The sequence below is a fragment of the Thioclava kandeliae genome, assembly GCF_040297545.1.
Taxonomy (GTDB): Bacteria; Pseudomonadota; Alphaproteobacteria; order Rhodobacterales; family Rhodobacteraceae; genus Thioclava; species Thioclava kandeliae.
Genome location: NZ_JAYWLC010000006.1, coordinates 1 through 17791 on the forward strand (window position 1 = coordinate 1; position 17791 = coordinate 17791).

A 17791-nucleotide genomic window follows, 5' to 3' on the forward strand; every position below is an offset into this window, starting at 1 on the left:
CCCAAACACCGCAACCCCTTTTTCAACGAAAATCATAAATTCATACAAAAATTCAAATAACATGCTGAAATATATATAGTTATTTTAAAGCACCCCATCGAGAGCCTTGCGAACGACCGCTGCCAGCGAAGAAACGGCGCCGATGGATCACAGCCAGATCTCCCGATCTCTCATCCTTCCCCCGTCAGAGCCGATAAGGGGCTCAGCGTCCCCGAAACCGCCAGAAGAGGCGCGCGCCCAGCAAGGCCACAAACACCAAAGCCCAGATCCAGCCCTCGCCAGAGATGACCTTCATCTGCCAGAGATAGTGCAGGAGCCCCAATCCCACCGCAGGATAAACGAGCCAATGCAGGCGGCGCCAATTTTTCCCCAAACGCCGGATCGAGGCGTTGTTCGACGTCACTGCCAACGGAATCAGCAACGCGAATGCAGCGATCCCGAACAAGAGATAGGGCCTGCGGTAGAGGTCAGGCAGCAGCTGCCTCCAGAGAAGCGCCATATCGAGAACGATCCACGCCATGAGGTGAAGCGCCACATAGAAGAAGCCCAGAAGACCGGCCGCACGACGGTAGCGCAGAAGGTTCACGCCCGTGATCCGCCGCAGGGGCGAGATCACCAAACCGCCAATCAGGAACCACAACGCGATCTTGCCCAGACGGTGCTCGATTCCCTTGACCGGATCGACGCCGATCCCGCCCGAGAGAACCAGCCAGACGACCCAGGCCAGCGGGATCAGCCCCGCAAGGTAGACGACCCAGGTCGGCAGATGCCGCGTCGCGCGATTGATCGGGGATGCGATAGCCAGTTGCATCAATAGAACTTCCGGAGATCCATACCGTCATACATGGCGGCGACCTGATCTCCATAGCCGTTGAACATCAGTGTCTCCTTGCGGCCACCGAACAGTCCTGCGCCGATGACGCGCTCCGTCGCCTGCGACCAGCGCGGGTGATCCACCTGCGGGTTCACATTGGCATAGAAGCCATATTCGCTGGGCTGCAGCGCCTGCCAGGTATTGAGCGGCTGATCCTTCACCAGCGAGATCTTCACGATGCTCTTGGCGGATTTGAACCCGTATTTCCATGGCACGACCAGTCGCATGGGCGCGCCGTTCTGTTTGGGGAGATCCTCGCCATAGAGCCCCGTCGCCATCAGGGTCAGGGGATTCATCGCCTCATCCATGCGCAGCCCCTCCTGATAGGGCCAGTCGATACCGGAATAGCCTTTCTGGCCGGGCATCTCCTCGGGGCGCAGGACCGAGGTGAAGGCCACATATTTCGCCTCCGGCTGCACGCCGACCCTTTTCAGCAGCTCGGACAGCTGGAAGCCCGACCATGGGATTACCATCGACCACGCCTCCACACAGCGGAAGCGGTAGATACGCTCTTCCACGGTGACCATCTTTATCAGATCATCGAAAGCATAGGTGCCGGGCTTGTCGACCAGACCGTCGATCTCGACCGGCCATGGCGAGGTCGTCAGCGCGCTGGCATATTTGGCGGGGTCGGATTTATCCCAACCGAATTCATAGAAGTTGTTGTAGGAGGTGATCTCCTCGAATGTGTTGGGCTTGAGCGCCTCCTCGGCCCGCGCGCCCTTGGGCAGCGCCGCCACGAGCCCCGCCCCCAGCCCTCCTGCCATGATCTGGCGGCGGTTGAGGAACATCTCCTTGGGGGTGACGTCCCTATCCTTGTAGATATCCCACTCTCTGCGCGTCATACTCGGTCCTCCGGGATTGCGGCCTTTGGAGAGTATACGGGCAGAAGCGGGGAGAAGTTTCAGCGTTTCCGCAAAAAAGCCTCACGTTTTGGTCAGACAGGACGATTGAGGATCTTTACTCAGACGCCCGCCCGCCCTATCTCTGCGCGACCATGGCAAAGAAACCGAGTTCAGAAAATAACGGCCTGATCGCCGAAAACCGTCAGGCACGCTACCATTACGCCGTCGAGGATACGCTCGAGGCGGGCATCGTGCTGACGGGCTCCGAGGTCAAGTCCCTGCGCAATGGCCGCGCGAACATCGCCGAAAGCTACGCCTCGGTCGAGGAGGCCGAGCTTTGGCTGATCAATGGCAATATCGAGAAATATGCCCAGGCCAAGACCTTCGGCCACGAGGAACGCCGCAAGCGCAAGCTGCTGGTGTCCAAGCGGGAACTCTCGCGCCTGTGGAACGCGACCCAGCGCGAGGGCATGACCATTGTGCCGCTGAAGATGTATTTCAACGACAAGGGCTTCGTGAAGCTCCTGATCGGTATCGCCAAGGGTAAGAAAGTGGCCGACAAGCGCGCCACCGAAGCCAAGCGCGACTGGAACCGCCAGAAACAGCGCCTGCTCAAGCAGAATATGTGAGTCGGGGCGGGCCCTAGATCCCCGCCCTGCCCTATCCCTACTTGCACCGCCGAGCCCCTTCCGTTTAATCAAGGCAATGACCGCAAGGGAGGACGTGGCACGATGGATAATCCCAAGACTCTGGTATCGACCGAGTGGCTCGAAAACCATCTGAAGAACCCCGACCTGCGGGTGATCGACGCGTCCTGGTTCATGCCCGGCTCCGACAGGGACGCCAAGGCGGCCTATGAGGCCTGCCATATCCCCAATGCGCGGTTCTTCGATATCGACGAGATTTCCGATCACCGCTCCGATCTGCCGCATATGGCCCCGCCCGCCGAGAAGTTCATCTCGCGGATGCGGGCCATGGGCGTGGGCGATGGCCATCAGGTAGTGATCTATGACCAGAGCGGCATCTTCTCGGCACCGCGCGTGTGGTGGCTGTTCCGCCTCTTTGGCAAAACGGATGTGGCCGTGCTCGATGGCGGCCTGCCGAAATGGCTGGCCGAAGGCCGCCCGACCGAGGATCTGCCCCCCGTCTTGCGCGAGCGCCATATGACCGTGCAGCGTCAGGCGCAGCTGGTGAAGGATGTGACGCAGGTGGCGCATAGCTCGAAACTGGGTGATGCCGTGATCATCGACGCCCGCGCACCCGCGCGCTTTGCCGGCACCCAGCCCGAGCCGCGCCCCGGCCTGAGGGCGGGCCACATCCCCAATGCGCGCAATGTGCCCTTTGGCGAGGTGCTCACCGCCAATGGCACGATGAAATCCCCCGACGAACTGCGCGCCGTTTTCGAGGCGGCAGGCGTCGATCTGGCGAAACCCGCCATTACGTCCTGTGGATCGGGTGTCACCGCGTCGGTGCTGGCGCTGGCGCTCGAATCGATGGGCAAAACCGACTGGTCGCTCTATGACGGCAGCTGGTCCGAATGGGGCATGTATAACGACCTCAGGGTCGCAACCGGAGAAGCATGATGTTCAGCAATCTCAAACCGCAACCGGCAGACAAGATCCTTGCCCTGTCCGGCCTCTATCGCGCGGATCCGCGCGAGGACAAGATCGACCTCGGCGTCGGCGTCTATAAGACTGCTGAAGGCAAGACCCCGATCATGACCGCGATCTCGAAGGCAGAAAAGATCCTGCACGAGACCGAGACCACCAAAAGCTATGCAGGCCTTGCGGGCCAGCCCGACTTCCACGCGGCGATGGCCTCGATGGTTCTGGGCGAGGGCTATCCCGCCGACCGTCTGGCCTTCCTGTCGACCGTGGGCGGCACCGGTGCCTGCCGTCAGGCGTTCGAACTGGCACGCGTGGCCAATCCCGACATGAAGGTCTGGGTGTCAGACCCCACCTGGCCGAACCATATCACCATCCTGAATTTCATGGGTGTCGAGGTCAAACCCTATCGCTATTTCGACAATGACGCCCGCGCGGTGGCTTTCGATGCGATGATCGAGGACCTCAAGCAGGCCAAGAAGGGCGATGTCGTCCTGCTGCATGGCTGCTGCCATAACCCGACCGGCGCCAACCTGACGCTGGAGCAATGGGCCGTGGTTGCAGAGACCCTGCTCGAAACCGGCGCGACCCCGATGATCGATCTGGCCTATCAGGGCTTCGGTGACGGTCTCGAGGCTGATGCCGCCGGCACTCGCCTGATGGCCGAAAAAATGCCCGAACTGATGATTGCGGCCTCCTGCTCGAAGAATTTCGGCATCTACCGCGAGCGCACCGGCTGCCTGATGGTGCTGGGCGATGCGGCCAATACCGCCGTCACGCAGGACAACCTCAGCAAACTCAACCGTCTGGCCTATTCCTTCCCGCCCTTCCACGGGCAGGCGCTGGTGGCCAAGGTCCTCACCGACCCGACCCTGCGTCAGGAATGGGAAGACGAGCTGGAAGCCGTGCGCAACGGCATGCTGGGCCTGCGCGAGCAACTCGCCTCGGAACTGCGCCAGCTGACCAATTCGGACCGGTTCGACTTCCTGGCCCATCACCGCGGGATGTTCTCGCGCCTGGGCGCGACCGAAGAGCAGGTTCTGAAGATGCGTGAGGACAATGCGATCTACATGGTCGGCGATAGCCGCCTGAATATCGCGGGCCTGAACAAGACCTCTGTGCCGCTTCTGGCCAAGGCGATTGTTGCCGCCGGCGTTTAACCGCGTATAGGCTCCGCAAACATGAAAGGCAGCCTCCGGGCTGCCTTTTCGCATATTGTAACCAGAATATGTTGAAGTTAATTTGAGCGGACTTATAAAATCATAACAATTTCGCCCTAGATTGGCGTTGTACAACAGAGGTCCACTATGCCCAAAGCCCGCCTAGCCTATCTTCTTCATGATGCGTCGCGCGCCGTGCGTAGCCGTTTCGAAACCCATACTGCCGAAATCGGGCTGACTTCCTCGCAATGGCGTCTGATGTCGATCCTGATGCGGGAAGGCCCGTTGCCACAGGCGCGGCTCGCCGAACTGATGGAAATCGAGCCGATCTCGGTCTCGCGCCTTGTCGACCGGATGGAACAGGGCAACTGGGTCGAACGTGCGCCCTCGCCCAATGACCGGCGCGTGCGCCTCGTGGCACCCACCGAAAAAGCCCAGAGCACCTTTGCCGATGCCCGCAGCGCCGCCGATAAGGTCTATGCCGAATCGATGACCGGCATGCCGGAGGGCACCTATGAACAGCTGACCGACATCCTCGAGACGCTGATCAAGAATCTCAATACGCTCAACAACCAGAACCGCTGAGGCGGTGGCGGGAGGGACCTCGGGTTCTGTTATCCTTTGTCCAATGCAAAAGGCCCGGATCGATGATCCGGGCCTTTCTTGTTCACACTGCACCTGAAATCAGGAGCGGAATTCCGGATAGGCTTCCATGCCCAGCTCGGCCTTGTCGAGACCCATGGTCTCGTCTTCGGCGGAGACGCGGATACCCATTACGGCTTTGAGGATCAGCCACAGGATCGCCGAGACCACGAAGACGAAGACGCCGACGATGATGATCGAGATCAGCTGGCCCATGAACGTCGCATCGGGGTTGGTGATGCAGACAGCCAGGGTGCCCCAGATACCGCAGAACAGGTGGACCGGGATCGCGCCGACAACGTCATCGATCTTCAGCTTGTCGAGGAACGGAACCGCGAAGACCACGATGATACCGCCGATGGCACCGATGATGCAGGCCCAGCCGAGACCCGGGGTCAGCGGCTCTGCGGTGATCGACACGAGGCCGGCCAGCGCACCGTTAAGCACCATGGTAAGGTCGGGCTTCTTGTAGAGGATCTGGGTCAGAACCATTGCCGCGAAAGCACCGGCACAGGCGGCCATGTTGGTGTTCACGAAGATACGCGACACGTCGGCTGCGTTACCGATCGAACCGAGCGCCAGCTGCGAGCCACCGTTGAAGCCGAACCAGCCGAGCCACAGGATGAAGGTACCGAGCGTGGCAAGGGTCAGGTTGGAGCCCGGGAAGGGGGTCACGCGGCCGTCTTTGTATTTACCGATACGCGGGCCGAGGATCAGACAGCCAGCAAGAGCTGCCCAGCCACCGACGGAGTGCACGACGGTCGAACCTGCGAAATCGAGGAAGCCGAACTGGCTGTCGAGGAAGCCGCCGCCCCATTTCCACGATGCCTGGATCGGATAGATCACGCCGGTCAGGATCGCGGTGAAGATCAGGAAGGGCCACAGCTTGATACGCTCGGCCAGAGCCCCCGACACGATCGAGGCGGTTGCGCCACAGAACATGACCTGGAAGAAGAAGTCCGAGCCGGTCGAGGCATAGGAATAGTCGTCAACCGCATCCGCACCAACGCCAACGGCTTCGAGAACTGCGGTCGCGAACGCGCCCAGATAGCCGCCGGTCTCATCGGAGCCGATCGACCAATTGCCCAGCGGATACATCAGGTTGTAGCCGATCAGGTAGTACATGATGCAGGCGATCGAAAAGAGCGCGATGTTCTTGAGGCACTGCATCGCCACGTTTTTCGAGCGAACAAGGCCCGCTTCGAGCATGGCGAAACCTGCCGCCATGAAGAACACGAGGAAGCCGCCCACGAGGAACAGCAGCGTGTTCAGGATCCAGACGCTGTCGGTCGGCACTGCGGAGGGAGCCGCCGGTGCATCCTGAGCCAGCGCGGGCATAGCCACCAGCGCGGCCGCGGCCGCAAGGCCGGTAAGTCTTCCGAAGTTTTTCATCAGTAATTCCCCTGTCCCACGGACGCTTTAGAGAGCGTCTTCGTTGGTTTCGCCGGTACGAACGCGAACCGATTGTTCGACGTCGAGCACGAAGATCTTGCCGTCACCGATCTTGTCGGTTTTTGCAGCCTTGAGAATCGTATCAACGACCTCGTCTGCAAGACCATCCGTCACGACGATTTCCAGTTTCACTTTCGGCACGAAATTCACCGCATATTCAGCACCGCGATAGATTTCCGTATGGCCGGACTGTGCGCCGAAACCCTTGATTTCGGTCACCATCATGCCACGCACGCCGATGGAGGTCAGCGCTTCACGCACCTCTTCGAGCTTGAAAGGCTTGATTGCTGCAATAATCAGTTTCACGTTCGATTCCTTCCTGTCTCCTCAGCTCCGCTTATCGGAACCGATAGGCGGCATGCCGCCACAAAGCCCAATACTTAGGCATGTTACAAGGCAACCTTGCCGTCAGCCTCACATTCCCGTGGCCCAGCGAACCGGCAAAGCACACTTTTTGGACAGTAAGTATATTTTTTAATCACGCAATATACCGAATCGTGAGAACCCTAACCTCCACAAAGACCAACAATCCGTGTAAATTGGCCAGAACGATCAAGAACGGATACGAGCAGATGGCAAATAATGGCGGCCCGCGCAAACCGCTGGTAGCGGAGCGACGCTACACAAGCGGCGGCAAACCTGGACCGAAGAAAACCCCTCCGAAAAAGCCCGCCAAAGTGGCGCCCAAACGGCCCCCGCGCAAGCATGGACCGATCTTGGGGTTCATTCTTGGCATCCTTGGCTTCTTCGGTCGCCTGATCTTCAAGGCGACATGGCGCGTGCTGGCGGTGATTGCCATCATTCTCGGGATTTCGGTCTATTATTATTACAGCACCCTCCCCCCGCTGACCCAGCTTCTGGACGGTCGCACACGCGGCTCGGTTACCATGCTCGACCGAAATAACGACGTCTTTGCATGGCGCGGTGAGACCTTTGGCGGGCAGATCACCGCCAAAAACGTCTCGCCCTATCTGCGCGAGGCCGTGGTCGCCACCGAGGACCGCCGCTTCTATCACCATTTCGGGGTCAGCCCGCGCGGCATCGCTTCGGCCATCCGCATCAACCTCAGCGAGGGGCGCGGCCCCTTCTCGGGCAATGGTGGCTCAACCATCACCCAGCAGGTTGCCAAGCTCCTTTGCCTCGGTGTGCCCTATGATCCTAAGACGTGGAAGAACGAAGGCGAATACGAGGATGACTGCCGGTCGGGCGGTCTGACCCGCAAGATCAAGGAAGTGCCCTATGCGCTGGCGCTCGAGGCCAAATATACAAAATCCGATATCCTGACGATTTACCTCAACCGCGCCTATCTTGGTGCGGGCGCGCGCGGCTTCGAAGCCGCTGCCCAGCGGTATTTCGGGATTTCGGCGGCCAATGTGAACCCGCAGCAGGCGGCGATGCTGGCAGGGCTACTGAAGGCCCCGACCCGCTATGCCCCCACCAACAATCTCGCGCGGTCGCAGGCACGGGCCGACACCGTCCTGTCGCTCATGCACGAGCAGAAATTCCTGACGGATGCGGAATACAAGGAAGCCAAAGCCAACCCCGCGACCCTGTCGGAAGCTGCACAGAAACGCGCGGGCGGTTACTTTGCCGATTGGGTCATGGATGACATCCCGCCCTTCCTGTCGAATGACACGACCGAGGATGTGATCATCCATACCACCTTCGACCAGCGCATCCAGACCGCTGCCGAGACGGCGCTGAAGGATGTGTTCGACACCAAGGTAAAAGACGGCTCGACGGCCGAGGCTGCGGTCATCGTCATGAGCGCCGATGGTGCGGTGCGGGCCATGGTCGGCGGACGCCAGACCAAGGTCTCGGGCGCGTTCAACCGCGCGACAATGGCGTTGCGCCAACCGGGCTCCACCTTCAAGCCCTTCGTCTACGCGGCAGCGATGGATATGGGGATGACGCCCGATACCATCGTCGAGGATACGCCCCTGACGATCAATGTCCCGGGCTCCGGCCCCTGGTCGCCCCAGAATTACGAGAAAGGTGTCTTCCGCGGTCCGATCACGTTGACCACCGCGCTGACCCATTCGGTCAATGTGGCGACGGTGCGCCTGCAGGAAGAGGTGGGCCGCGATGCGGTGCGCAAAGTGGCCGAGGATTTCGGCTTCGGGCATAACCTCGCCAAAGGTCCGGCACTGGCGCTCGGGGTCTCCGAATCGACGCTGATCGACATGACCGGCGCCTATGCGGGCATCCTGAATGGGGGCTCTTCGGTGAAGCCCTACGGCCTGACCGATCTGCGGATCAAAGGCGACAAAGAGCCGATCTTCACCTCGGGTGGCGGTATCGGCGAGCGGGTGATCTCGGAAGATGCCGCACGCAAGCTGATCTATATGATGCATAACGTGGTAGAACAGGGTACGGGCCACCGCGCGAAGCTTGATGGCTATGAGGTTGCGGGCAAGACCGGCACCACCCAGTCGGCGCGCGATGCGTGGTTTATCGGCTTCACCGACGACTATGTGACCGGTGTCTGGATGGGCAATGACGACAATAAGCCCCTGACCGGCGTGACCGGCGGCGGCCTGCCCGCCGAGATCTGGCACGAGGTCATGACCCGGGTCGAGAAAGGCCAGCCCGCGAAACCGTTGCCGATGGCCAACCCGTCCGAATGGCAGGCCCAGACGCAGCCCTATGCCGGCCAGACCTATAATAGCGACGGCACGACGACATCGGCGTGGAATGCGCAGAACGCCCCGGTCCAGCAACGGCGTGAACCCAATATCGCCGAGAAGATCATCAACGATGTCTTGGGAGCAATTACCGGAAACCGCTAGATTTTTATCTAGATCAACCCTAACGGTAAAGGTTCCGAAATACCTCGCGGTAAAAATGAAAACCGGCCTCATCTTTGGTGGGGCCGGTTTTTCGTTTCCGACTGTCTGAGAGTATCCCATGCCGGACCGCCGCTCCCCTCTGGGCAAGAAAAGACTGAATGACGAAAGCAAGCGCGAATGGGGCCTGTTCCTGAGCGTCGGCCTGTTCTCGGCTTTTGTGAACATCCTGATGATGACCGGCCCGATGTTCATGCTGCAGGTCTATGACAGGGTTCTGGCATCACGCGCCGAGGAGACCCTTGCCAGCCTGTTTCTGCTGGTGGTCTTTCTTTTCACCGTCATGGGCCTTCTGGATTTTGTCCGCTCCCGCCTGATGTCGCGCGTGGCCAAACGTCTGATGGGCCGGCTCGAGGAGCGGGTCTTCGCAGCCGTCCTGCGCCGCAATGCCCTCAATCCCGAGGATCTCGTCTCGAGCCTCGGCTTGTCCGACCTGGACGCGGTGCAGAAGCTCCTGAACTCGCGGGTAGTGCTGGCCCTGTTCGATATGCCGTGGTCCCCGCTGTTCTTTCTGGCAATCTTCATCTTCCACCCGCTGCTGGGGCTCTTGGCTTTGGGCGGCGGGGCGGTACTGATCGCGGTGACCCTGCTCAACCGCGTGGCCACCCGCAGCCTTTCGCGCGAGGCGGCGCAGGCCCAGACGGTCTCCGGCAGGCTGGGGGATTACCTGCGCGACGAGGCCGAGCTTTTGCAGGCGCTCGGCATGCAGGGCGCCGCCTTCAACCGCTGGCGCGAGAGCCGCGGAACGGCGCTCCGCGCCGAGGCGCGCGCGGCAGACCGGACGACAGGATTTACCACCTTCACCCGCAGTTTCCGCCAGTTGCTGCAATCGGCCATGCTGGCCCTTGGTGCATGGGTAGTGCTGCGCGGAGAGATGAGCGCCGGTGCGATGATTGCGGGCTCGATCCTGATGGGCCGTGCGCTCAGCCCGATCGAGACCGTCATCGGTGGCTGGAGCGTGATCGCCCGTGCCCGCGATGGCTGGCTGAGGCTCCCCGACCTGCTCGACAGCCAGACCGACGAGATACATATCACCCCCTCGCGCCCCGCTGCACGGGTCATCGCCAAGAACATCACGGTGGTCCTTCCAGGGACCCGCAGGCCCGCGCTGCGTGCGTTGAGCTTCCGGCTGGAACCCGGACAGGCTCTGGGCGTGATCGGCCCCTCGGGGTGCGGCAAGACCACGCTGGCCCGTGCCCTCTGCGGGGTGCGCCCCCTTGCCGATGGCAGCCTGCGCCTCGACCAGAGTGACCTGCACCGCTTCCCGAGCGACACATTGGGCCAACTCTTGGGCTATCTGCCGCAGAACGTGACCCTTTTTCAGGGCACCATTGCCGAGAACATCGCACGCATGAAAGCCAACCCCTCCCCCGAATCCGTAATCGAGGCGGCGAAACGGGCCGATGCACATGACATGATTCTCGATCTGCCCGACGGGTATGATACCCGAATCCACAGTACATCGGGGCCGCTTTCGGGCGGGCAGATCCAGCGGATCGGCCTGGCGCGAGCCTTGTTTGGCGACCCGCTGCTACTGATTCTCGACGAGCCCAATGCCAATCTCGATGCCGACGGGAATGCCGCTCTCAACCGCGCCATCCGCGAGATGAAAGACCGGCGTGGGGCCGTTATCGTCATGGCGCACAGGCCCGCGGCCATCTCCGAATGCGAGACCCTTTTGATGCTGGAGAACGGGCAATGCCGCGCCTACGGTCCGCGTCAGGAGGTGCTTGCCAAGACCGTCCGCAATGCCAAGGATATTAGCCATATCGGTAAGACCGGTATGTCGGGTGCCACCCAGAGGAAGGAGGCGCCCTGATGCTTCGCAACAATTCCCGCCCGCCACTGCGCGCGGCAGATCTGACCAGAAGAATCGGTGCCAAGGCGCATTCTGGAGGCGCGCAAACTCCCCGCCCGCAGCCCCAGATCGCGGCCAAGGACCGCACGACCTATAATCTGCTGGTCCTGGGCTATGCGGCCCTCTTCGTTCTGGTGGTCATTTTCGGCAGCTGGGCGAGCCTGACAAAGATCGCGGGGGCCGTCATCGTCTCGGGGCGGCTTGAATTCGATACCAACCGGCAGGTCGTACAGCATCCGGAAGGCGGGCGTGTCGAGGAGATTTTCGTGAATAATGGGGATAAGGTCTCGGCGGGCGACATCCTGATCAAGCTCGACGGGCAGGATCTCCAGCCCGAACTGACCATTCTCCAGGACCAGCTCTTTGCGCTTCAGGCGCGGCGGGCGCGGCTGAATGCCGAACGGTTGCGGCAAGATCAGCTGACATATCCCGAGACACTGACCCAGCGCGCCGAGAGCAAGCCCGGCCTGCAGCAGATCCTGTCCGGCCAGACAACGCTGTTCGAGGCGCGCAACACCGCCTTCGCGCAGATGCTGATGCAACTCGACCGCAAGGCCATTCAGGCCGAGGATCGGATCATCGGCATCGATGCGCAGATCAAATCCGTTCAACAACAGCAGGTTCTTCTGGCGGAAGAATTACAAACACAGGGCGGGATCGCGGATACGACCTCCCAGCAACGCGCCCGCCGGCTTTCCTTCGAGCGCGAACTGGCCGTGCTTTACGGGCAGAACGGCCAGCTGATCGCCAAACAGGCGGAGACACGAGAGGATATCACCACGATCGAATTGCAGAAATTGCAGATCCTGTCACAGAGGCAGGTCGAACTCGAAAGCGAACTGCATGACATAGATCGGCAGGAACTGCAGCAGATGGAGCAGGTACGGAATCTACGCAACAAGATCAAACTTCTCGACATCCGCGCACCGATCGACGGCATCGTACACGAGATGGCCACCACCACCCGTCTTTCCGTGCTGCGCCCCGCAGATCCGGTTCTCTATCTCATTCCGCAGGATCGACCTATGATGATCGAGATCCGCATCCCGCCCATGAATATCGACGAGATCCGGCAGGGTCAGCTGGCGACCCTCCGCCTGCCCGGCCTCGCTGCGCGCGATGTGCAGGAGCTGACCGGATCGATCCAGAGGATCTCGCCGGATGCCTCGATCGACCCTGTCACAGCGACCGCATATTACCGCGCAGAGGTGATGCCGGATGCCAGAACCGAAGCGATTATGGCGCAGATGCCGCTATTGCCAGGCATGCCGGTCGAAGCCTATCTGCGTACGACCGATCGCACCCCGCTGACCTATATCCTTGCGCCCTTCCTGAGCTATCTCGACCACGCCTTCCGCGAAAGCTAGATCCTGCGCAGATATAACACGCCAGCCGTCTGTCGGGCGCCCCACCGCCCAGGCCTTCTGAAGTGCCCCCGCATTTCGCGGAAGAGTTTTTTCTGGCGCATAGCCTGCCTGTTGATCATGCTCCACAAAACGTCCAATGGAGGTGTCTGATGTTGCAAAAGATCTCCCGCAGACGCTGGTCTCGGACAGAAACTCGGCATCCGGCTTTCAGACCACATCCATCCATCAAGAGACGCGGAGGCCGGGCAATGACCTCGCCATCGCGGATGCTCATAACGTCATTACCGCAGACCCAGAGGGCAAGGCGACCACCGGCCAAGGGCATCGAGCACTCATTGGCCTTACGGCGCAACAACGCTTGAGGCACCGCCCCGCCCAGTGCGCGTCCCAAGTCGCGGAACAGCTAAATGCGTCACTCGCTGGCGCGTTCTATCAGGCAGAATCTTTTCGACAGGGCAGCAGTCTTTACCTTACAAGAGCGATGGGGGTCCGTCCGAAGAACACGACAGCGGAATGTGCCGATCCATCCGGAGTGTCGCATGCCAACGGCAGGCTCATCCCGTCGTTACCATGGCCAGCTTATCCAACGCCGTTCTGAACACCGCCCCGATATCCGACACGCATCCGATCCTCGCCCTCTCGCCAGAACCATCTCTGATCGGGATTCATCTAATCCAACCATGCGTCTGGCCGGTGATTGCCGTGCAGTGCCGCCGCTGAAACATTTCTCGGACGGTTTGAGCGCAAACAGGGTGCATGGTCCGGCGCGAAATTTCTGCACGCGGATCAAAGGGCGCGCTCCGACCGCGCGCAGGTGCATCGCATGGGTAAGGCTACCATTGTCTTCGGAAAAACTCCCCTATCTTCTGACTGGAGAGTCACCCACACCACAAATATCTTCTCAAATCCTCTCGGGGTTTCACTTGATTTTCATGATTAAGAGAACAGAATTGTGAATGAGAAGACTCATCTGGAAGGAGGACCTGATGGAGTTCTTGCCGAAAGATATCGCCCAGGCGATGCGCGATGCGCAAATCAAGACAGCGGGCAAACGCACGAAGCTCAGCCTTAGATCGGGCGACAAGAACTGGCCGATCCTGCGCCGCTGGGAAGGCGGGCTTGCGCTCAATGCCGACGAGATCGATCATCTCAGAGGTGAGGTCTATCTCTATGACGGCATCCGCCATGTGGCGACGGGGCTGATCATTGCCTCCGAGGTCGAGAATGGCGAGCTGATATGTGCGATCAAACGGGAAACGCCGGTCAGAGACCGCGCGCCTGTGGATTTTGTGCGCGATCCCGATGCGCCAGTGGGCTATCTGCCAAGCGCCTGATGGCACAAAGTCAAAAAGGCCCCGCATTCGGGGCCTTTTCTATTACTGCAGATCTTCAAAAGCCTTTTTCAACCGCGCCACAGCCTCTTCGACCCGTGTCCGCGGCGTGGCCAGATTGAAACGAAGATAGGTTTCGCCGCCCGTGCCGAAGGTCGTGCCGTAATTCGCGGCGATCAGCGCCTCTTTTTCCACCCGACGGGTAAATTCGGCCCGCTCCATCCCCGCGCCGGAAAAATCGACCCATGCCAGATAGGTCGCCTCCAGTGGCATCGATTTCAGGCCCGGAATGGCATTGACGCCCGCGTCGAAAATCTTGCGGTTGCCATCCAGATAGGCACAAAGCGCGTCCACCCAGTCGGCCCCCTCGGGGCTGTAAGCCGCCGTCGCCATCGCCATGCCGAAACTATTGGGCGAAATCCCCAGCGCATTCATCCGCGCGGAAAACTTGGCGCGCAGCGCAGGATCGGCGATGATCACATTTCCCGAATGCGTGCCCGCGATATTGAAGGTCTTGGTGGTGGCGGTCATCATGACCACGGGGTAGTTGCCCGCAACATTGGCCATGGGAGTATGCACCTGCCCCGGCATGACCAGGTCATGGTGGATCTCGTCCGAGACCAGCACCAGGTCATGCTTGCGGGCAAACTCCACAACACCTTCCAGCTCGGCGCGGCTCCAGACACGCCCGCCCGGATTATGGGGCGAACAGAGCACCAGCATGCGGGTCTTTTCATCCACAATGCTATCCCATGCGTCGAAATCCATCTGGTAGCCGCCATCCACCAGCTTCAGCGGGCATTCCACCACATCGCGCCCCGCCGCTTTGATCACGCGGGCGAAGGCGTGATAGACTGGCGTCATGAGCATTACCCCGTCGCCTTCCGCCGTGAACGCATCCACGCACAGCGCCGTGCCATTCACCAGACCATGGGTCGTAAAGATCCAGTCGTCCTGCACCTCCCAATCGTGGCGCGTCTTCATCCACCAGCGGATTGCGGCGTTGTATTCTGCATTGCCGCCCCAATAGCCGTAGACGCCCTGACGGGTCATCTCCTCCAGCGCCTCCTGCACACAGGCGGGCGGACGGAAATCCATATCGGCCACCCACATCGGGATACCCGTCGCGGCGGGCACGCCATAGATGTCTTCCATGCTGTCCCATTTGGCGGAATGGGTGCCGGTGCGGTCAATGATCTCGTCGAAATCGGGCGCTTTGCTCATCAGATGTCTCCTGCGTCTTTGCGCGCATCAGATCACCTCTGGCGGCGGGATACAAATGCCTGATTGTATCCTTATAATGCACCGCCAAGCCGCTGCCCCATTGCCTTGGAACCAACCATCGCCTAAATCGGCCTTATGACCCTACGCCCGATCCTCATTCACCCCGACCCGCGACTGAAGAAGACCTGTGATCCGGTCGTCTCGGTCGATGCCGAAATCCGCAAGCTGGCTGACGATATGCTGGCCACGATGTATGACGCCCCCGGTGTCGGCCTTGCCGCGCCGCAGATTGGCGTGCTGCAGCGTGTCTTCGTGATGGATTGCGTGAAGGAAGAGAACGCAGCGCCCCAGCCAATGGTGATGATCAATCCCGAGATCACATGGTCCTCGGAAGAGACCAACACCTATGAGGAGGGCTGCCTGTCGATCCCCGATCAATATGCCGAAGTCACCCGCCCGAAACTGGTGCGGATGAAATGGCTGAGCGTGGATGGCAAGATCATGGAAGAGGAATTCGACGGGCTCTGGGCCACCTGTGCCCAGCACGAGCTGGATCACCTCGATGGCAAGCTGTTCATCGACTATCTCGGACCGATGAAACGCAAGATGATCACCTCGAAGATGCAGAAGCTCAAACGCGAGCGCGCCCGCGCGCCGAAATCCGACGGGATCATCTGATGACCGTGCGCAAGTTCATCCCCTTTGACGACAAGCGTCTGCGCACAGCGGCCGAGCCTGTGGCCGAGATCACCGAGACGGTGCGGATGATCTGGGATGACATGATCGAGACGATGGATGCGATGCCGGGGGTCGGTCTGGCCGCCCCGCAGATCGGGATCATGATGCGTCTGGCGGTGGTGGATGCCTCCGACAAGCGTGGCGAGGCCATCCGCATGGCCAATCCCGAGGTGCTCCATGCCAGCGTCAAGATGCGCAAACATGATGAGGCAAGCCCCAATCTTCCGGGCGTCTGGGCACCGGTCGAGCGTCCGCGGGCGGTTACCGTGCGGTTCCTCAATGCCGATGGCGAGATGGAAGAACGTGATTTCGTCGGGCTCTGGGCGACCTCGGTCCAGCACCAGATCGACCATCTCAACGGCAAGACCTATGTGGACCATCTCTCGCCCCTGCGGCGCAAGATGCTGATCCAGAAATCGAAAAAACTGAACAAAGGCTAAGGTCATGCGCGTCGTCTTCATGGGCACCCCCGAGTTTTCAGTCCCGGTGCTCGAGGCACTGGCGCGCGAGCACGAGGTCGTGGCGGCCTATTCGCAGCCGCCGCGCCCTGCAGGTCGTGGCAAACATCTGCGCCCCTCCCCCGTTCAGGCCCGCGCCGAGGAACTGGGGATAGAGACGCGCACCCCGCTGAATTTCAAGGATGAGACCGACCGTCAGGCCTTTGCCGATCTGAAGGCCGATGTGGCTGTGGTGGTGGCCTACGGGCTGATCCTGCCGCAAGCGATCCTTGATGCGCCAGTAAAGGGCTGCCTCAATATCCATGCCTCGCTGCTGCCGCGCTGGCGCGGGGCGGCGCCCATCCACCGTGCGATCATGGCAGGCGATGCCGAAACAGGGATTTGTATCATGCAGATGGAAGCGGGGCTCGATACCGGCCCCGTGCGCCTGCGTCGCGCGACCGAGATCGGCGCGACCGAGACCACCGGAGAGTTGCATGACCGGCTGTCCGTCATGGGGGCCTCAATGATCATCGAGGCGCTGGCCCATCTTGATACGCTCCCCAGCGAGGCCCAGCCCGACGAGGGCGTGACCTATGCCGCCAAGATCGACAAGGCCGAGGCGCGGATCGACTGGACTGCCCCTGCAGCCGATGTAACCCGCAAGATCAACGGCTTGTCGCCCTTCCCCGGAGCGTGGTGCGAGATTGCGGGGGAACGGGTAAAGCTTTTGCGCGCCCGCCAGACCGACGGTCATGGCGCTGCCGGAGATGTTCTGGGCGGGTTCACCATTGCCTGCGGAGCAGGCGCCGTGCAGGTGCTGGAGGCGCAGCGCGCGGGCAAGAAGCCGATGGCAGCCGCGCAGGTCTTGCAGGCCCTGACCCTGCCCGAGCGCCTCGACTGATTCCATGTTCGGCCTCCTGATCGCGCCCCTGACCACCATGACCTCCCGCCTGATCGGCATGATGCTGGTCGTGGCGATCTGGCTGCTGTCGCGACCGGGCGGCTGGGCGGTGCTGGTGGTGCTGGTTCTGGTGGGGGTGAAGCTGCTGCCCGAGCCCGACACTCACTCCGAAGTGACCTCCCCGCCCCCTGTTACCGCGCCTGCTTCGCGTTAAGTCGGAGCCAAAGGAGCGGATCATGCCCATTGCCATCATTCTCGTTATCGCCGTTTTCATCGGTCTCCTGTGGTATCGCAAGCGCAATCCCTGCCGGTGGGAACGTATCGGCGGCAAGGGCGCACTGAAGGAATTCCGATGCAAGACCTGCGGCGCGGTGGCCTATTCAGCCCGCTATGACGGCCCCGAGCAATGCAAGAAAGGGCTTGAGCCGCCCGCGCTGTAAGTGGCCGCGCCGGCTCTATCGGCAGGCTCCCGCCCATGCGGGCGAGCGGCGCCACCGCTCAGGGAACAG

At 61.0% G+C, this 17791-nt stretch carries 18 protein-coding genes; 13 read left to right on the forward strand and 5 right to left on the reverse strand.

Features of this window, described 5'->3' with window-relative positions; translation table 11 throughout:
• Positions 1 to 202: 202 nt before the first annotated feature.
• Both msrQ and msrP read right to left on the reverse strand, forming a co-directional pair.
• Positions 203 to 811: a protein-methionine-sulfoxide reductase heme-binding subunit MsrQ gene (gene msrQ, locus VSX56_RS09075; protein WP_350936548.1), complete on the reverse strand. Its 609-nt coding sequence runs from the start codon at positions 809 to 811 to the stop codon at positions 203 to 205.
• Complete coding sequence (msrP, locus tag VSX56_RS09080) at positions 811 to 1719, reverse strand: protein-methionine-sulfoxide reductase catalytic subunit MsrP (RefSeq protein WP_350936551.1); 909 nt, start codon at positions 1717 to 1719, stop codon at positions 811 to 813. Before msrP ends, msrQ begins: the two co-directional genes overlap by 1 nt.
• A gap of 152 nt (positions 1720 to 1871) precedes the next feature.
• Between msrP and smpB the strand changes: the two genes are divergently transcribed.
• The 4 genes from smpB to VSX56_RS09100 all read left to right on the forward strand — a co-directional run bounded on the left by smpB (position 1872) and on the right by VSX56_RS09100 (position 5068).
• Positions 1872 to 2348 (forward strand): SsrA-binding protein SmpB, encoded by a 477-nt coding sequence (smpB, locus tag VSX56_RS09085; protein ID WP_339114061.1) that lies wholly within the window; start codon positions 1872 to 1874, stop codon positions 2346 to 2348.
• Positions 2349 to 2450: 102 nt separating this feature from the next.
• Positions 2451 to 3302 (forward strand): 3-mercaptopyruvate sulfurtransferase, encoded by an 852-nt coding sequence (gene sseA / locus VSX56_RS09090; RefSeq protein ID WP_350936553.1) that lies wholly within the window; start codon positions 2451 to 2453, stop codon positions 3300 to 3302.
• Positions 3302 to 4483, forward strand: a complete 1182-nt coding sequence (locus tag VSX56_RS09095; protein ID WP_339114455.1) for an amino acid aminotransferase — start codon at positions 3302 to 3304, stop codon at positions 4481 to 4483. Before sseA ends, VSX56_RS09095 begins: the two co-directional genes overlap by 1 nt.
• 147 nt (positions 4484 to 4630) lie before the next feature.
• Positions 4631 to 5068, forward strand: a complete 438-nt coding sequence (locus VSX56_RS09100) for a MarR family winged helix-turn-helix transcriptional regulator (RefSeq protein WP_339114059.1) — start codon at positions 4631 to 4633, stop codon at positions 5066 to 5068.
• A gap of 99 nt (positions 5069 to 5167) precedes the next feature.
• Here VSX56_RS09100 and VSX56_RS09105 read toward each other — a convergent pair whose 3' ends face one another.
• Together VSX56_RS09105 and VSX56_RS09110 are read right to left on the reverse strand one after the other, a co-directional pair.
• Entirely contained in the window at positions 5168 to 6517 is a 1350-nt protein-coding gene (locus VSX56_RS09105) for an ammonium transporter (protein ID WP_339114058.1), read from the reverse strand.
• Positions 6518 to 6544: 27 nt separating this feature from the next.
• Positions 6545 to 6883 (reverse strand): P-II family nitrogen regulator, encoded by a 339-nt coding sequence (locus VSX56_RS09110; RefSeq protein WP_339114057.1) that lies wholly within the window; start codon positions 6881 to 6883, stop codon positions 6545 to 6547.
• A 266-nt stretch (positions 6884 to 7149) separates the two neighbouring features.
• On the opposite strand from VSX56_RS09110, the gene VSX56_RS09115 reads away from it, so the two are divergent.
• The 4 genes from VSX56_RS09115 (at position 7150) to VSX56_RS09130 (ending at position 13982) form a co-directional block, all read left to right on the forward strand.
• Complete coding sequence (locus VSX56_RS09115) at positions 7150 to 9366, forward strand: transglycosylase domain-containing protein (RefSeq protein WP_350936556.1); 2217 nt, start codon at positions 7150 to 7152, stop codon at positions 9364 to 9366.
• 118 nt (positions 9367 to 9484) lie between these two features.
• A complete protein-coding gene (locus VSX56_RS09120; protein WP_339114055.1) occupies positions 9485 to 11242 on the forward strand; it encodes a type I secretion system permease/ATPase in 1758 nt (585 codons plus the stop codon).
• Entirely contained in the window at positions 11242 to 12648 is a 1407-nt protein-coding gene (locus VSX56_RS09125) for an HlyD family type I secretion periplasmic adaptor subunit (protein WP_339114054.1), read from the forward strand. Before VSX56_RS09120 ends, VSX56_RS09125 begins: the two co-directional genes overlap by 1 nt.
• A 956-nt stretch (positions 12649 to 13604) precedes the next feature.
• The gene (locus VSX56_RS09130; protein WP_339114053.1) at positions 13605 to 13982 is read left to right on the forward strand and encodes a hypothetical protein; all 378 of its coding nucleotides are present in this window, start codon (positions 13605 to 13607) and stop codon (positions 13980 to 13982) included.
• A gap of 42 nt (positions 13983 to 14024) precedes the next feature.
• Here VSX56_RS09130 and VSX56_RS09135 read toward each other — a convergent pair whose 3' ends face one another.
• Entirely contained in the window at positions 14025 to 15203 is a 1179-nt protein-coding gene (locus tag VSX56_RS09135; protein ID WP_339114052.1) for a MalY/PatB family protein, read from the reverse strand.
• Positions 15204 to 15338: 135 nt separating this feature from the next.
• Between VSX56_RS09135 and def (VSX56_RS09140) the strand changes: the two genes are divergently transcribed.
• Genes def (VSX56_RS09140) through VSX56_RS09160 form a run of 5 tightly spaced genes read left to right on the forward strand, consistent with a single transcriptional unit; the run spans position 15339 to position 17722 of the window.
• On the forward strand, positions 15339 to 15881 hold the full coding sequence (gene def, locus VSX56_RS09140; RefSeq protein WP_350936560.1) for a peptide deformylase: 543 nt from the start codon (positions 15339 to 15341) through the stop codon (positions 15879 to 15881).
• A complete protein-coding gene (gene def / locus VSX56_RS09145; protein WP_339114050.1) occupies positions 15881 to 16381 on the forward strand; it encodes a peptide deformylase in 501 nt (166 codons plus the stop codon). Before def (VSX56_RS09140) ends, def (VSX56_RS09145) begins: the two co-directional genes overlap by 1 nt.
• Before the next feature lie 4 nt (positions 16382 to 16385).
• Positions 16386 to 17282 carry a methionyl-tRNA formyltransferase gene (fmt, locus tag VSX56_RS09150; protein WP_350936562.1) on the forward strand — a complete coding sequence of 299 codons (897 nt, stop codon included), beginning with the start codon at positions 16386 to 16388 and terminating at the stop codon, positions 17280 to 17282.
• 4 nt (positions 17283 to 17286) lie between these two features.
• Complete coding sequence (locus tag VSX56_RS09155; RefSeq protein WP_339114048.1) at positions 17287 to 17496, forward strand: hypothetical protein; 210 nt, start codon at positions 17287 to 17289, stop codon at positions 17494 to 17496.
• 22 nt (positions 17497 to 17518) lie between these two features.
• Positions 17519 to 17722, forward strand: a complete 204-nt coding sequence (locus VSX56_RS09160) for a hypothetical protein (protein WP_350936566.1) — start codon at positions 17519 to 17521, stop codon at positions 17720 to 17722.
• The last annotated feature ends 69 nt before the right edge of the window (positions 17723 to 17791 follow it).

What these genes read in the sequence shown, in the direction of transcription:
- VSX56_RS09125 (WP_339114054.1), top strand. Translation starts at nt 11,242, where the DNA reads ATGCTTCGCAACAATTCCCGCCCGCCACTGCGCGCGGCAGATCTGACC.
- sseA (WP_350936553.1), top strand. Translation starts at nt 2,451, where the DNA reads ATGGATAATCCCAAGACTCTGGTATCGACCGAGTGGCTCGAAAACCAT.
- VSX56_RS09095 (WP_339114455.1), top strand. Translation starts at nt 3,302, where the DNA reads ATGTTCAGCAATCTCAAACCGCAACCGGCAGACAAGATCCTTGCCCTG.
- VSX56_RS09120 (WP_339114055.1), top strand. Translation starts at nt 9,485, where the DNA reads ATGCCGGACCGCCGCTCCCCTCTGGGCAAGAAAAGACTGAATGACGAA.
- VSX56_RS09100 (WP_339114059.1), top strand. Translation starts at nt 4,631, where the DNA reads ATGCCCAAAGCCCGCCTAGCCTATCTTCTTCATGATGCGTCGCGCGCC.
- msrP (WP_350936551.1), bottom strand. Translation starts at nt 1,719, where the DNA reads ATGACGCGCAGAGAGTGGGATATCTACAAGGATAGGGACGTCACCCCC.
- smpB (WP_339114061.1), top strand. Translation starts at nt 1,872, where the DNA reads ATGGCAAAGAAACCGAGTTCAGAAAATAACGGCCTGATCGCCGAAAAC.
- VSX56_RS09135 (WP_339114052.1), bottom strand. Translation starts at nt 15,203, where the DNA reads ATGAGCAAAGCGCCCGATTTCGACGAGATCATTGACCGCACCGGCACC.
- VSX56_RS09160 (WP_350936566.1), top strand. Translation starts at nt 17,519, where the DNA reads ATGCCCATTGCCATCATTCTCGTTATCGCCGTTTTCATCGGTCTCCTG.
- VSX56_RS09155 (WP_339114048.1), top strand. Translation starts at nt 17,287, where the DNA reads ATGTTCGGCCTCCTGATCGCGCCCCTGACCACCATGACCTCCCGCCTG.
- VSX56_RS09130 (WP_339114053.1), top strand. Translation starts at nt 13,605, where the DNA reads ATGAGAAGACTCATCTGGAAGGAGGACCTGATGGAGTTCTTGCCGAAA.
- def (WP_339114050.1), top strand. Translation starts at nt 15,881, where the DNA reads ATGACCGTGCGCAAGTTCATCCCCTTTGACGACAAGCGTCTGCGCACA.
- VSX56_RS09105 (WP_339114058.1), bottom strand. Translation starts at nt 6,517, where the DNA reads ATGAAAAACTTCGGAAGACTTACCGGCCTTGCGGCCGCGGCCGCGCTG.
- msrQ (WP_350936548.1), bottom strand. Translation starts at nt 811, where the DNA reads ATGCAACTGGCTATCGCATCCCCGATCAATCGCGCGACGCGGCATCTG.
- def (WP_350936560.1), top strand. Translation starts at nt 15,339, where the DNA reads ATGACCCTACGCCCGATCCTCATTCACCCCGACCCGCGACTGAAGAAG.
- fmt (WP_350936562.1), top strand. Translation starts at nt 16,386, where the DNA reads ATGCGCGTCGTCTTCATGGGCACCCCCGAGTTTTCAGTCCCGGTGCTC.
- VSX56_RS09115 (WP_350936556.1), top strand. Translation starts at nt 7,150, where the DNA reads ATGGCAAATAATGGCGGCCCGCGCAAACCGCTGGTAGCGGAGCGACGC.